The following is a 13608-nucleotide window of genomic DNA, read 5'->3' on the forward strand; positions in this document are numbered from 1 at the left end:
AAATATTGCAATTTAATTATTTTTCTATTACTATTAGTTAAAATATTTTAAGCATAAAAAAGAAAGGTATTGGGAAGTGACTAAACAAGAAATACAAAAACTCGATACAAATTTCCTAGGTCATCCCAAGCCTTTATTCTCTCTATCAATGGTAGAACTTTGGGAAAGATTTGCTTTTTATGGCATACGATCTTTACTTGTGCTTTTCATGGCAACAACCATAAGCAAAGGTGGACTTGGAATAAGCACTGAATACGCCTCGGCAATTTATGGCATTTTTGCAGGATGCTTGTATTTAGCAGCACTTCCTGGAGGCTGGATTACTGATAATTATTTAGGACAAAAAAAGGCTTTATTTCTAGGTTCTTTTATTATAGCTTTAGGACATATTAGCATAGCCTTATCTATTTTAAGTACACCTATATTTTTCCTAGGACTTACTTTTATCGTTATTGGTACTGGATTTTTTAAAACTAGCGCTTCTGTAACAGTTGGAATGTTGTATAAACAAAATGATACAAGATGCGATACTGGCTATACGATTTTTTATATAGGAATTAACATTGGAGCATTCATTGCTCCTCTTATATGTGGTTTTGTTCAAGCAAAATGGAATTATCATTTAGGATTTGGCATAGGGGGTTTAGGTATGCTAATCTCTTTGCTTATTTTATATTTTAAAGCTACCCCTGAACTTGAAGAATTTCATAAAAATTGTACTTTAAAGCAAAACTGGGAACAACCATTTAAAAAAAGTAAAAATTTAACTCTTATACTAAGTATAAGCTTGTTAAGTATTATTGGATTTTTTCTAATTTTTATTAATCTTGCAGATATTAATCCCATAATACTATCAAAAAAACTTCTAATTGTAATTTTACTATGTTTGGTAATTTATTTCATATATCTTTTTGTTTTTAAAACCTTAAATAAAAGAGAAAAACAGCAATTAACAATTTTAATTGTTTTATTCTTTGCAGCCACTTTTTTTTGGAGTACTTTTGAACAAAAACCTACCGCTTATAATCTTTTTGCGCAAGATTTTACAAATAGAAATATTTTTGATTGGAAAATTCCAACAAACTGGTTTCAATCTTTTAATCCAATTTTTATCATCATACTTGCTCCTATAGCAAGTTATATTTGGATATTTTTAGAGAAAAAAAATATATATTTTTCTTCCATTGGAAAATTTACTTTAGGAATATTATTTGCCGGTATTGGTTTTATGATGATGACCTTTGCTTCACAAAATCTAATAAACAACAATGGTTTGCCAATATCCATGGCTTGGATTATCATAAGTATATTCTTTTTAACACTTGGGGAATTATGCGTGTCTCCTATTGGACTCTCTATAATGGCTAAGGTTGCCCCTGATTTAATCAAAAATCAAATCATGGGACTTTGGTTTGTAGCAAGTGCACTTGGAAATTTTGTTGCAGGACTTATAGGGGGAAATGTCAATATTAAAAACATCGATCAACTTCCCAGTATTTTTGGACAATGTATGTGGATGCTTTTTGTTGTAGCGCTTTTACTTTTTATTGCCAAAAAACCAATTTATAAAATTCTTAACGAAAAAAATAAGCAATTATCTAACTAAACTTAAAATACAAAATACACCAAAGTTGAAAATTGATCTTAATATTTCTTTTTTATATTTGCAAAAAAGTAACATTATGATATAAATCATTTAAAAATATTACAAAGTTATACATATTTTTTAATTTCTTGTCTATAATTTATAAATAAAAATACACAAAGGATATAAATTGAGTAAAAATGTAAAAAATTTAGATACTTCATTTTTTGGACATCCAAAACCACTTTTATCTCTTTCACTCACTGAGCTTTGGGAAAGATTTTCTTTTTACGGAATTCGTCCCTTGCTTTACCTTTTTATGATAGCAAGTTTTGAAAAAAGTGGAATGAACTTAAAACCTGAAGAAGCAAGTGCAATTATGGGAATTTTTGCAAGTTGTTTATATCTTGCTGCTTTGCCAGGTGGATGGCTTGCGGATAATTACTTAGGACAAAAAAGAGCAATTTTACTAGGTGCTTTAACTATAGCATTTGGACATTTGTGCATAGCCTTTTCTTATTTTAACAATAAAATGATTTTTGTTGGTATGGTTTTTTTGGTTATAGGTACAGGACTTTTTAAAACTTGTGCTTCTGTAATGGTTGGAATGCTTTATAAAAAAAATGATGCAAGGCGTGACTCTGGGTTTTACTCTTTTTTATATGTGCTTTAATTTTGGTGCTTTTGTAGCTCCTTTAATTTGTGGCTTTTTACAAAAAGAATACGGATGGCATTTTGGTTTTGGTGCAGGTGGGATTGGTATGCTTTTAGCGGTAATTATTTTCTACCTAAAAACTATGCCTGATTTAAAAGAATTTGATGAAAAAGTTGGCATAGACTCTACTTGGGATAGACCAAGCAAAAAAAGCAAAAACGCATTTTACATCATCATTGTATCAGGTATTGTTTTGCTTGGAGCAATATTTTTAATCCTTGGTGGTTTTATAAAATTAGATGCACAAGTTATTAATAAAAATATTATTTTAACTATCTTAGCTTGTGCTGGAATTTATTTTTTATATCTTTTCGCTTTTACTTCTTTAAAAATAGAAGAAAAAAGAAATTTAATTTTTTTTATTGTTTTATTTTTAGCGGCTGCGTTATTTTGGTCAGTATATGAGCAACAATACACTTCTTTTAATTTTTTTGCAGAAAAATTAACAGATAAAACCATATTAAATTATGAAATTCCTACAATATGGTTTCAATCTCTTGGAGGTTTATTTGTTATACTTTTTGCACCTTTTAGTGCTTTTATATGGACTATATGTGCCAAAAATAATAAAGAAATTTCATCTATTATTAAATTTGCATTAGGACTTTTGGGTGCAGCTTTAGCATTTTTAATAATGGCTTTAGCTTCAAATCATGCAATTAGTTTAAATGGCGATGCTAATACATTAAGAGAAAATTTAGAAAATTCATCACAAATTATTTTAGTTTCACCTTGGTGGCTTGTCAGTAGCTTTTTACTTATGGTTTTAGGAGAGCTTTGCCTTTCCCCTGTGGGACTTTCTATAATGACAAAAATTGCACCTAATTTAATTAAATCTCAAGTCATGGGACTTTGGTTTGTAGCAAGTGCATTAGGCAATGCTTTAGCTGGATTCATAGGTGGTAAAGCAAGTGAAGAAAATATAGCTTATTTGCCAAATTTATTTTACCAATGTATGTGGATATTACTTGGTGCTGTTATAATTTTACTTATACTCAAAAAACCTATCAATAAAATACTAAAAAATTAATATTAAGGAGAAAATATGAGTATTTACAAACAAAGAGTATTAGAACTTAGAAGATTAATGAAAGAAAATAATATTGACACCTATCTCATCTTAAGCGCGGATCCGCATTTGAGCGAATATTTACCAGAATATTACAAAAACAGAGTCTTTATCAGTGGCTTTAAGGGTTCTGTTGGAACAGTTCTTATCACACAAAAAGAGGGCTTTTTGTGGGTAGATGGAAGATATTGGCTTCAAGCACAAAAGGAATTAGAAGGTAGTGGCATACTTTTACAAAAGCAAGATGCTAAAAATACTTTTACCAAATGGTTAGAAAAAAATTTAAGCGAAGATCAAATTTTAGGCATCGATTTTGCACTTTTACCTTTATCTTTGCAAAAAGATTTACAGATTAATTGCAAGGCAAATTTAAAACATATAGATTTGATAAGTCCACTTTGGAAAGATCGTCCCACTTTACCACAAGAAAAAATTTATGAACACGAACTAGAATACTGCTCTTACTCAAGAAAAGAAAAATTAGCATTAGTGCGTCAAAAAATGAAAAATTTAAATGCTACTTCTCATTTAATCTCCAGCCTTGATGATATAGCTTGGCTTACAAATTTAAGAGGGAATGATGTAAATTATAATCCTGTATTTTTAAGTCATTTGCTAATCTTGGAAGACAAAGCTTTGCTTTTTGTTGATCAGAAAAAAGTAAATTCAGAACTTGAAAAAAAATTAAATTTAGATGGGTTTTGGCTTAAAAATTATGATGAAATCATCATGGAGCTTGAAAAACTTGCAAATACAAATTTGCTTATTGAACCTTCAAAAATGACCGCTTTACTCATAAATTCTTTAGACAAAAGCGTAAAAATCATTCAAGAAATTAATCCAAGCACTCACTTAAAAGCAGCTAAAAATACAAAAGAAATAGCGCATATAAAAGATGCTATGATAGAAGATGGAGTGGCTTTATGTAAATTTTTTGCATGGCTTGAAGAAGCGATAGAAAATAAAGAATTAATAAGCGAATTAGACATAGATGCTAAAGCAAGCGAATTTAGAGCACAAAGCAAGTACTACATAAGTGATAGTTTTGCCACTATAGCAGGCTTTAACGAAAACGCAGCATATCCACATTATAAAGCCACAAAAGAAAGTTTTGCTTATCTTAAAAAAGATGGGCTTTTACTTATTGATTCTGGTGGACAATATAAAAACGGCACAACAGATATTACACGCGTTGTACCAATAGGAAAGGCTAATGCAGAACAAATTCATGACTATACCTTGGTTTTAAAAGCACATATTGCCATTTCCAGTACAATTTTTCCAAAAGATATAGCTATGCCCTTACTTGATGCAATCACACGCGCACCTTTATGGAAAGAACAAATTGACTATATACACGGCACAGGACATGGCGTGGGATATTTTTTAAATGTCCATGAAGGTCCACAAGTTTTATCTTATCTATCCCCTGCGCTTGAAAAAACAAAAGCCAAAGAAGGTATGCTAACCTCAATAGAGCCAGGTATTTATAAAGTAGGTAAATGGGGTATAAGACTTGAAAATTTAGTTATTCATACCAAAGTAGAAAATCCTAAAAATAAAGATTTTGGAGAGTTTTTATACTTTAAACCTGTTACTCTTTGTCCTTTTGAAATATCTTGTATTGATACAAAAATGTTAGATGAAAAAGAAAAAGAATGGTTAAACAATTATCACAAAGAAGTATTTGAAAAACTTTCTCCTAAGCTAGGTGATTATCCAAAAGCTCTAGTTTGGCTTGAAAAAAGAACAAAAGCCATCTTTTAAGATACTTTTGTTAACATAGATAAATTTTCCTTGTATTAAACTTATAATTTGTTTAATACAAGGTTTTTAAACCAATTGCTAAAAAAGTTTTTTTTGAAAAACTCAATTTACAACTAAAAATTATTTAAAATATCCAAGTTCAATCATTTTTTGATAAATTTTAGCTACAGTTGCCCCTGAAGTAATATTTCTCCCACCATGTTCCAAAAGAACGGTAACTACATATTTTGGCTTAGAATAAGGAGCATAAGAAGTAAGCCACGCATGAGATCTAGTATAATACTCAAATTGTTTTTCATCGACCCTATTTTTATCTGTTTGTGAAAATCCCACAACCTGAGCAGTTCCTGTTTTTGCTGCAACTTTCACATCAAGATTATGCAAATAACGATAAGAGGTTCCTCCTTGCTCATTAGCAACAGCATACATTGCATCTCTTATATAAGGCAATTGACTCTTTTCAAATAAAGTAAAAATTTCTTTTTTATTTTCATCCATTTGATTTTCTATAGTTGTATTATTATTTTCTATGCTTTTTAAAAAATGAGGTATAACCTCTCCACCTTTTGCGATTTGAGCCGTATATCTAGCAATTTGCATAGGTGTTGCAAGAAAATTACCTTGACCTATAGCTGTATTTAAAGTATCACCTTGAAACCAAGATTGTCTATATCTTTGCATCTTCCATTCTTTGCTTGGTAAAGTTCCTACAAATTCACTAGGTAAATCTACCCCTGTTTTCGCTCCAAAGCCAATGCGAGATAAAGTTTCACTTATTTGATCGATTCCAACTTGCAAACTGCCATTATAAAAATAAACATCACAACTATATTTTATCGCATGTTTTAAATCCACAGGTCCATGGCCTGATCGATTCCAACATCTAAAAAACCTGCCTCCAAGCTCAATGCTTCCATTGCAAACATATTGAGTTGATGGACTAATATTTTTAGAATTTAAAAAAGAAAGCCCTACTCCCATTTTTACAACAGAACCTGGAGGATAATATCCATTTATAAGTTTATTTGTAAAAGGATGATCAAGACTATTTGAAAGCTCATCCCAATCCTTAAAAGAAATCCCTGTTACAAAAGGATTAAGATCATATTCAGGGAAACTCCCTGCAGCTAAAATAGATCCATCATTTACATTCATAATTATAGCAGCTCCAGCATTCCCTTCAAACAATGAAGTTAAATAAGATTGAAGCTCTATATCTATCGTAAGTTCTATATCATTAGACATAGCAGGAGTGTAAGAAAGCTGTTCTACTTCTTGATTTAAGGCATTAACCTTATAAACCCTAGTTCCTTTTTCTCCTTGTAAAATATCATTATAATAGCGTTCTATACCGCTTTTTCCCGTATAGTTAGAAAGTTTTGCTATTTCATTTTCTTGAACATCTTGCAAATTTGCCTTACCTACATACCCAATAATATGCGAAGCCAATTTTCCAAAAGGATATTTTCTTTTTACAACAGGATCTATTTTTATTGTTTTATTAAGATTTAACTCTGAATAATGCGGAATAATCTCATCATAGGGTATAAAATCTACTACTTTAATAAAATCTTGATTATAGTAAGAATCATTTCTCTTATAAATTTCTGCTAATTTACTAGCATTTAAATCGGGAAATAAATTTGTAAGTTCAGATAATTCTTTATCTAAAATTCCTTTATTTGACTTTTTAATACTTAAATAAGGTTTAATAGAAATACTAAAACCCAAATCATTAATAGCCAATAAAGTTCCATTTCTATCTGTAATTTGACCCCTAACAGGTGGTAAAAATTCAGTTTTTATGGCATTTTGTTTAGCAAGCTCTTCATAATATACATTTGATTTTATACTCAAATAATACACACGACTTAATAAAAATATAAAAAACAATAGTATAAATCCAACAACTAAACGCATTCTCATTTAAATTTTACCTTTAAAAAACACATAAGCTAAACAACATTCTATAAAAACTGAAACAATATACGCCCATCCTAAAATTTTAATTTTTTCATCTCCAATATAAGACAATATCATATCCAAAAACAAAATAATGCCGTAAGCACAAAGCACAAAAACAACAGGGATAAATTTACCAATTTTTAAATTTGTCTTAATCCAATCTGCACAAAGATAATAAAAAATAAAAAATGCCAACCAAGATGAAAAAATAAAAAAATTATAAGTTATATCAGTAAAAAATAAAAAAAATAAAGAAAAATACCATCTAAAATCAAGCTTTGAAAAAGTTCTTTCTCTCTCTTCTAGTAAGCAAAACATATAACAGAAAAAAATCCCATAAAGTAACGGAGCATATACAAAAGTCGAACCAAGAATCTGATAGATTAGAAAAAAAAATCCTAAAAAGACATAAGCTCCATTAAATTTTGCTTTATAAGCACTTAAATTTCTTCTCATTTACCAAGACCTAAAGTTTGATTGATAATAATATCTTCCAAAGAATCAAGGCCAAATTTATTCAAATTTGAAACTAAAATAGAGTCTTTAAATTCATTTTTTAACTTAGCTTTTTCACTTTGATTTAATTTATCGCATTTGGTAAAAACTTTTAAAATTTTTTGATCAGGTCGTAAAAATCTTTTCAAATAGTCATTTAAATTTACATCGATCTCTAAATGAGTATGTCTTGAATCGATTAAATGTATAAATAACTTTATCGAGGTTCTTAATTTTAAAAATTCATCTAAGTTTTGATTCCATATTTCTTTTAAATTTTTAGAAACCTTTGCATAACCAAACCCTGGTAAATCGATAAAATTGATATTAAATTTTTCTTCATTTCTTTTGCAAGTTACTTCGAAAAAATTTATAAGCTGAGTTTTTCCAGGAATTGCCGAACTTTTGGCTAAATTTTTTTGTTTACACAAAGAATTGATTAAAGAACTTTTTCCGACATTGGAACGCCCCAAAAATGCTACTTCACTAAAATTTGAGCTCAAATTCTCATCAAATTTCACTAAAGAAGTGATAAATTTAGCACTAATTATCATTTGTCTTTAAGATCAAATACAAAACGAGCAGGTTTTTGATCCTTGCTCTCTACTCGATAAATATTAGCTTTTCTATCGACTATTATTTTATCACCAAAAAGTTTTTGATTGCTTCCAAGCTCATTTATATAAGCATGGCCATTAATCTCGTAAGTATCTTTAATAACATTATAAATAAATTTATCTCCACTACCTTTATAAGTTTTACCTTTTAAAACAATCTTAAACCTAGCGTTTTGCATTGCTTCATAACGAATAGGTTTGCGATTTTTATCCGTATAAATAATCAATTTTTCAGAATTTAAAATATCATCACCCCTAATTACTTCTACATTTCCACTAAGAATACTTTCACCCTTATTTTCATCTGAATAAAAATTTAAAGCTTTTACTTCAATTTGAGTTGCCCAAGTTACACTTACACAAACTAACAATAAAATTATTTGTCTTGCAACCACGCGTTTACTCCTTGGATATTTAAAATTTTGTTTTTTATATCATAGTTTAAAGTATTTCCGTTAATAATACTTCCATTAATTAGAGCTTTAAAATCAGTATTTGTATATAGAACTTTATTCTTAGGTTCGTATTCTACCTCTTGGGAAATAATTTTGACATTATTAGCACCTATATAAGTAACATTTCCTTCAAATAAAACCTTGCTCATATCTTTATTAAAAAATTCTAAACGATTTGCACTAAGATTAAAATCTAAATTTAAAGTAATAAAATCATTAAATTCATCTCTATCTGCATATCTCACCCAAGAATTTGCCTTATAATATGCCTTAATTGTACTAGCATTACTCTCATAAGCTTTCAAATTTTTAGCCTCAATATTTTTAAAATTTAAAGCATTAGTTTGCAAATTCAAAGAATACGGATCTTGCAAACTTAAAATCGTAAAAGTAATTGTAAAAAGAGCAATTAAAATTCCAAAAATTTTTATAGCCAAAGCTTATTCCATTCTTCTTCTAGATGATTTTTTTCTACTAAAATTTCTATCATCTGTGCTACAGCAGCCTTACCACCTTTTTTGCTAAGCACTATGTCTACATTTAAATCTTTATGACCATCTTTTGGCTTAAAACTAAGTCCTACGCTTTCAAGCAAAGCCTTATCGTTAAAATAATCTCCAATAGCCGCACACTGAGAAAAATCTAAATTAAGTTTTTGCAAAATTTCTTTTGCACAAGCTAACTTATCCTTGATGCCTTGATATAAAATTTCTATTTTTAAATCTTTAGCTCTTTTTTCAACACAAGGACAATTTCTACCTGTAATAATAGCAATTTTTTTACCAAGCTTTAGCCAAGCCTCGATAGCCGCTCCATCTTTTACATCAAATTCTTTAATAAATTCTCCATTAGAAGTATAAATAATCTTCCCATCAGTTAAACAGCCATCTACATCCAAAAAAATCAATTCTGTCATAATTTCTACTCTCTTACAACAAATGCACCTGCAAATGCACCACTTGCAGCAAAATCCCTTGCTTCATCTTCACTTCTAAAGCCTGTTAAGAAAACGCGATTTAACCCATCCACTGAGCTTGTGCGTATAGTAGAGCTATAAGTTCTATAAGTTTTGTATCTTGCTGCTATCGTTTGTGCTCCAGCTGGGTTTTTAAAGGCTCCAATTTGAACCATGAAATTTCCACCTTCATAAATTTGTCCATTATTTGCAATCTCTCCACTATTTCCATAGTTTACATTAGAATGTACAATATTATTACCCGAATTACTTGATCCAAACCCTATAACCTCAAGCCTTACTGGAGCTGTTCCTGAAGCAATCATATCAATTTGACTAGCAGCTCCTTTTGATAAATCTATAATACGATTATTTACAAAAGGACCTCTATCATTCACACGAACGGTAACTTGACGATTGTTATTTAGATTGGTTACTTTTAAGATGGTATTCATAGGTAAAGTTTTATGAGCCGCGGTTAAAGCATTTTGATTATAGGTTTCGCCATTAGAGGTTTTCTTGCCGTGAAAGCCTGGCCCATACCAACTCGCAATACCATCAGCAGTTTCGCCTACTGCTACAACAGTAGGATAATAAGTTTTACCGTTGATAGTATAAGGCTTCATTGTTCCTTTAGTCCCTGAAGAACTAGGACTGCTTTTAAAATCATTTGAAGGATAATACACTTGAGCATTATCCAAGCTAGAAAAAAAACTAGTGCCTAAACAACCACTAAAAAATAAAGCCCCTAGACTAACGGCTGACAACTTTAGTGTAATTGTTTTTATTTGCATTTTTATTCTCCTTGATTGGTATAATTAATTTTTGATTAATGCTAAGATGATTTTTTGCTATTTTATTGAATTCTCGAATTTCATCAACACTTATATTATAATTTTTTGCTATTTTATATAAAGAGTCACCAGACTTAACGGTATAAGTTCTTGTCATAGGTATAGTTGTATCAACCTTCGCAAGTTTTTCTGCTTTAAAATTTTTATCAAAAAATGCTACTTTATTAAGTGGTATATACATATAATACCCTTTACCAGGAGGCGTAAAATTATGTTTAAATTGTGGATTATATTTCTTAAAAGTTGCAAGATCCATATTTAAATTTTTAGCTATTTCTTTTAAAGATGCAGAAGAAGGCACATCAACTTTTGCAAATTCATTGCTTAAAGCATAATTCATTAAAGACGCATCTTTATCTAGTAAAAAATCCCTATCATTAGCTAAAAAAGCAAGCGTTAAAATCTTTCTTATAAAATTTCTAGTTTCTAAAGAAAGATATTTTTTATCCGGATCCAATAAAACACTTAAATCATCACTTCCTGCTTGCTTGATAGCTTGTCTTAGCTTGCCATTTCCGCAATTATAAGCTAAAAGTGCTAAATACCATTTGCCAAATTCTTCTTTTAACTCTTTTAAATAATTTGTAGCGGCATAAGTTGACTTGACCGGATCACGCCTTTCATCAACATAAGCATCGATTCTTAAACCCAAATTTCTAGCTGTTGGTTGCATAAATTGCCAAACCCCTACAGCCTTGGCATTAGAAACGCTATGAGTTTTCAAGCCTGATTCAACCATAGCTAGATACAAAATCTCATCAGGAACTTCCTGCTGGGATAAAATTTTTCTTATCATAGGAGTAACTTTTGAAAAATTTTGCATACTATCTATTAAAGTTTGAGCATGTTTTGATTTTATATCTTGTTGAGTTTGCACAAAAATCAAATCACTAATAAAACTTGGATTAATATCTAAATTTCTTAAAACATTCATTTGTCTTTCATAAAATTCAGGAGTATTAATTTGTGCAAAAAGAAAATTAAAACATATTAAAAAACACAATAAAATTTTTTTCATTAATAACCTTTAAAAAATAATTTTTCAGAATTGTTAAAACAAATTTCTAGAAGCTCTTTTCTTGATAAATTCAATACTTCACACATTTTGTTTGCTACAAATTGAGTTAACAAAGGTTCATTTCTTTTACCGCGATAAGGCTCTGGAGTAAGATATGGAGCATCAGTTTCAAGTAGTAGTTTATCTTTTGGAATTTTAGGCAAAATCTCAACTAATTTCTTAGCATTTTTAAAAGTTAAAACTCCCCCAATACCAAAATAAAATCCCTCTTCAAAAAGAGTTAGCAAATGTTCACTTGCATTAAAGCAGTGTAAAACTCCTCCTACAAGATCCTTAGAATACCCATGTAAAATCTCATAAGTATCATGATTTGCTTCTCTTGAGTGAATGATAACAGGTTTTTTAAATTCAATAGCAAGCTCAAGCTGTGCAATAAAAATCTTTTTTTGATTTTCTTTTTCTTTTTGAATTTCTTCAGCAAGATCACTTTTAAAACGGAAATAATCAAGCCCACATTCACCTACAGCTACACACTTTTCATCGCATAAATACTGTCTTAAAATTTTCTCATCATAATTATCAATTTCATAAGGATGCACCCCTGCTGCAAAAAAAATATTTTTATATTTATGAGCAATTGTAGCTGCATAAGGCAAGTCTTTTATATCAGCACCAGGTATGATGATTTTCTCTATACCATTTTTAAAAGCACGATTTAAAGTTTCATCTAAATCATCTTTAAATGCTTCACTGTCTAGATGGCAATGCGTATCAACAATCCTTAAACCATCTTGAAAATCAAGATTTAAGAACATACTTCAACTCTATCCTTGCCATTATCTTTTGCTTGAGACAATATTTTACTTGCTTTATCAACCAAAGAATCAATCTTATCTCCACTTTTTCCAAAAACCACGCCTATAGAAGCTGTAAAAAAGACTTCATCTAAATTAACTAAAACACCAGCTTTTTTTATATTTACTCGTATACGAGAAAAGATTTTAATCGCTCTTTCTTGGGATATATTTTTAAGTAAAATACAAATTTTTTCTGCACTATATCTACCTACAAGATCTCTTCCTTTAGTTTCATTAACTATTTCATTGGCGCAGATTTTAATTACTTCATCACCAACTTCACGGCCGTATTCATCGTTAATCATTTGAAGATTATCTATATCTAAGAAAGCAAAAGCAAATTCCTCGTCTTTTGTTGCTATTTCGTTAAAATAATCATCTATTCCATCGATTAAAGCATTATAATTTTTAACCCCAGATACAGGATCTAAAACATTATAAGTGCTTAAAAATTTTTTATCATCCATGTAAGATAAACAACGATCTAAGCGACAATTAAAACTTTCTTTGCTTAAAGGCTTAAACAAATACTCATTAACTCCATTTTTAAAAGAATTCGCTTCAAATGAATCATTATGATCCCCCAAAAGAATCACACCTAATTCATCATCACTAAAACGTTCTCTTACTTGAGTCAAAAGCTCAAAACCGCTAATTACTGGCATATTGACATCTGCTATAATAAGCTTAACATCATTATTATCATTTAAATAACTCATTGCTTCTTCACCATGAGCTGCAGCTAAAACATTAAATTGTCTTTGAGTAAGTATTTTTTTAATTTCATTACGTTCAGGTAGCTTGCTCATAGCTAAAATCACTTTAGTTTTTGCATATTGATTAAGTTTTACAATAGAACTAATAATCTCATCAATGCAAGTTTCACTTTCTTTAAAAATATAATCTAATATATCTTTATCCATAAATTTTTCTTTAGTAGCCTTATCACCACTAGCCGTAAGAACAATAGCAGGAATTTTCTTTTCTATAACATAATCCACAACTTCACCATTTGGGGCATCTGGCAAACATAAATCCACAAAAGCTAAAAAATAATCATTATTCATTAATTCCTTAGCTTCGGCAAAACCAAAAGCAATATCTACCTCATAATCTAAAGTCATTTGAATTTTTTTAGCTAAAAGTTTGCCGAGCATTTTATTGTCATCAATAATTAAAATTTTCTTATTCATAGTGTGTAAAATACCTTTATATCTAAAATTTTTAATATATTTGTTTCAAAGAAAGGAAATTTT

Annotated in this window: 12 protein-coding genes and 1 pseudogene; 3 read left to right on the top strand and 10 right to left on the bottom strand. The window is 29.5% G+C overall.

Going from position 1 to position 13608, the window contains the following annotated elements; genetic code table 11:
- The first annotated feature begins 76 nt into the window (after positions 1 to 76).
- The 3 genes and pseudogenes from SR62_RS03670 to SR62_RS03680 all read left to right on the top strand — a co-directional run bounded on the left by SR62_RS03670 (position 77) and on the right by SR62_RS03680 (position 5136).
- Entirely contained in the window at positions 77 to 1606 is a 1530-nt protein-coding gene (locus SR62_RS03670; RefSeq protein WP_044305923.1) for a peptide MFS transporter, read from the top strand.
- 169 nt (positions 1607 to 1775) lie between these two features.
- A pseudogene (locus tag SR62_RS03675) lies at positions 1776 to 3330 on the top strand (peptide MFS transporter).
- A gap of 15 nt (positions 3331 to 3345) precedes the next feature.
- Positions 3346 to 5136 (top strand): aminopeptidase P family protein, encoded by a 1791-nt coding sequence (locus SR62_RS03680; RefSeq protein WP_002893321.1) that lies wholly within the window; start codon positions 3346 to 3348, stop codon positions 5134 to 5136.
- 120 nt (positions 5137 to 5256) lie between these two features.
- On the opposite strand, the gene mrdA is transcribed toward SR62_RS03680, so the two are convergent.
- Genes mrdA through cbrR form a run of 10 tightly spaced genes read right to left on the bottom strand, consistent with a single transcriptional unit; the run spans position 5257 to position 13545 of the window.
- Positions 5257 to 7062 (bottom strand): penicillin-binding protein 2, encoded by a 1806-nt coding sequence (mrdA, locus tag SR62_RS03685; RefSeq protein WP_002859991.1) that lies wholly within the window; start codon positions 7060 to 7062, stop codon positions 5257 to 5259.
- The gene (locus SR62_RS03690) at positions 7063 to 7557 is read right to left on the bottom strand and encodes a membrane protein (protein WP_002857018.1); all 495 of its coding nucleotides are present in this window, start codon (positions 7555 to 7557) and stop codon (positions 7063 to 7065) included.
- Complete coding sequence (gene yihA, locus SR62_RS03695) at positions 7554 to 8150, bottom strand: ribosome biogenesis GTP-binding protein YihA/YsxC (protein ID WP_004309043.1); 597 nt, start codon at positions 8148 to 8150, stop codon at positions 7554 to 7556. The genes SR62_RS03690 and yihA overlap by 4 nt, the downstream gene beginning before the upstream one ends.
- A complete protein-coding gene (locus tag SR62_RS03700) occupies positions 8147 to 8608 on the bottom strand; it encodes an LptA/OstA family protein (RefSeq protein ID WP_002852252.1) in 462 nt (153 codons plus the stop codon). Before SR62_RS03700 ends, yihA begins: the two co-directional genes overlap by 4 nt.
- The gene (locus tag SR62_RS03705) at positions 8590 to 9105 is read right to left on the bottom strand and encodes a hypothetical protein (RefSeq protein WP_004309041.1); all 516 of its coding nucleotides are present in this window, start codon (positions 9103 to 9105) and stop codon (positions 8590 to 8592) included. The genes SR62_RS03700 and SR62_RS03705 overlap by 19 nt, the downstream gene beginning before the upstream one ends.
- Positions 9096 to 9584 (bottom strand): HAD-IIIA family hydrolase, encoded by a 489-nt coding sequence (locus tag SR62_RS03710; protein ID WP_002866504.1) that lies wholly within the window; start codon positions 9582 to 9584, stop codon positions 9096 to 9098. Before SR62_RS03710 ends, SR62_RS03705 begins: the two co-directional genes overlap by 10 nt.
- Positions 9585 to 9589: 5 nt before the next feature.
- On the bottom strand, positions 9590 to 10417 hold the full coding sequence (locus SR62_RS03715; protein WP_002852227.1) for a septal ring lytic transglycosylase RlpA family protein: 828 nt from the start codon (positions 10415 to 10417) through the stop codon (positions 9590 to 9592).
- On the bottom strand, positions 10377 to 11495 hold the full coding sequence (locus SR62_RS03720) for a lytic transglycosylase domain-containing protein (RefSeq protein ID WP_004309038.1): 1119 nt from the start codon (positions 11493 to 11495) through the stop codon (positions 10377 to 10379). Before SR62_RS03720 ends, SR62_RS03715 begins: the two co-directional genes overlap by 41 nt.
- Entirely contained in the window at positions 11495 to 12310 is an 816-nt protein-coding gene (locus SR62_RS03725) for a TatD family hydrolase (protein ID WP_002856820.1), read from the bottom strand. Before SR62_RS03725 ends, SR62_RS03720 begins: the two co-directional genes overlap by 1 nt.
- Entirely contained in the window at positions 12301 to 13545 is a 1245-nt protein-coding gene (gene cbrR / locus SR62_RS03730) for a bile resistance response regulator CbrR (protein ID WP_002852330.1), read from the bottom strand. The genes SR62_RS03725 and cbrR overlap by 10 nt, the downstream gene beginning before the upstream one ends.
- Between the last annotated feature and the right edge of the window lie 63 nt (positions 13546 to 13608).

It is taken from the genome of Campylobacter sp. 2014D-0258 (genome assembly GCF_008000495.1).
GTDB classification, from domain to species: Bacteria; Campylobacterota; Campylobacteria; order Campylobacterales; family Campylobacteraceae; genus Campylobacter_D; species Campylobacter_D jejuni.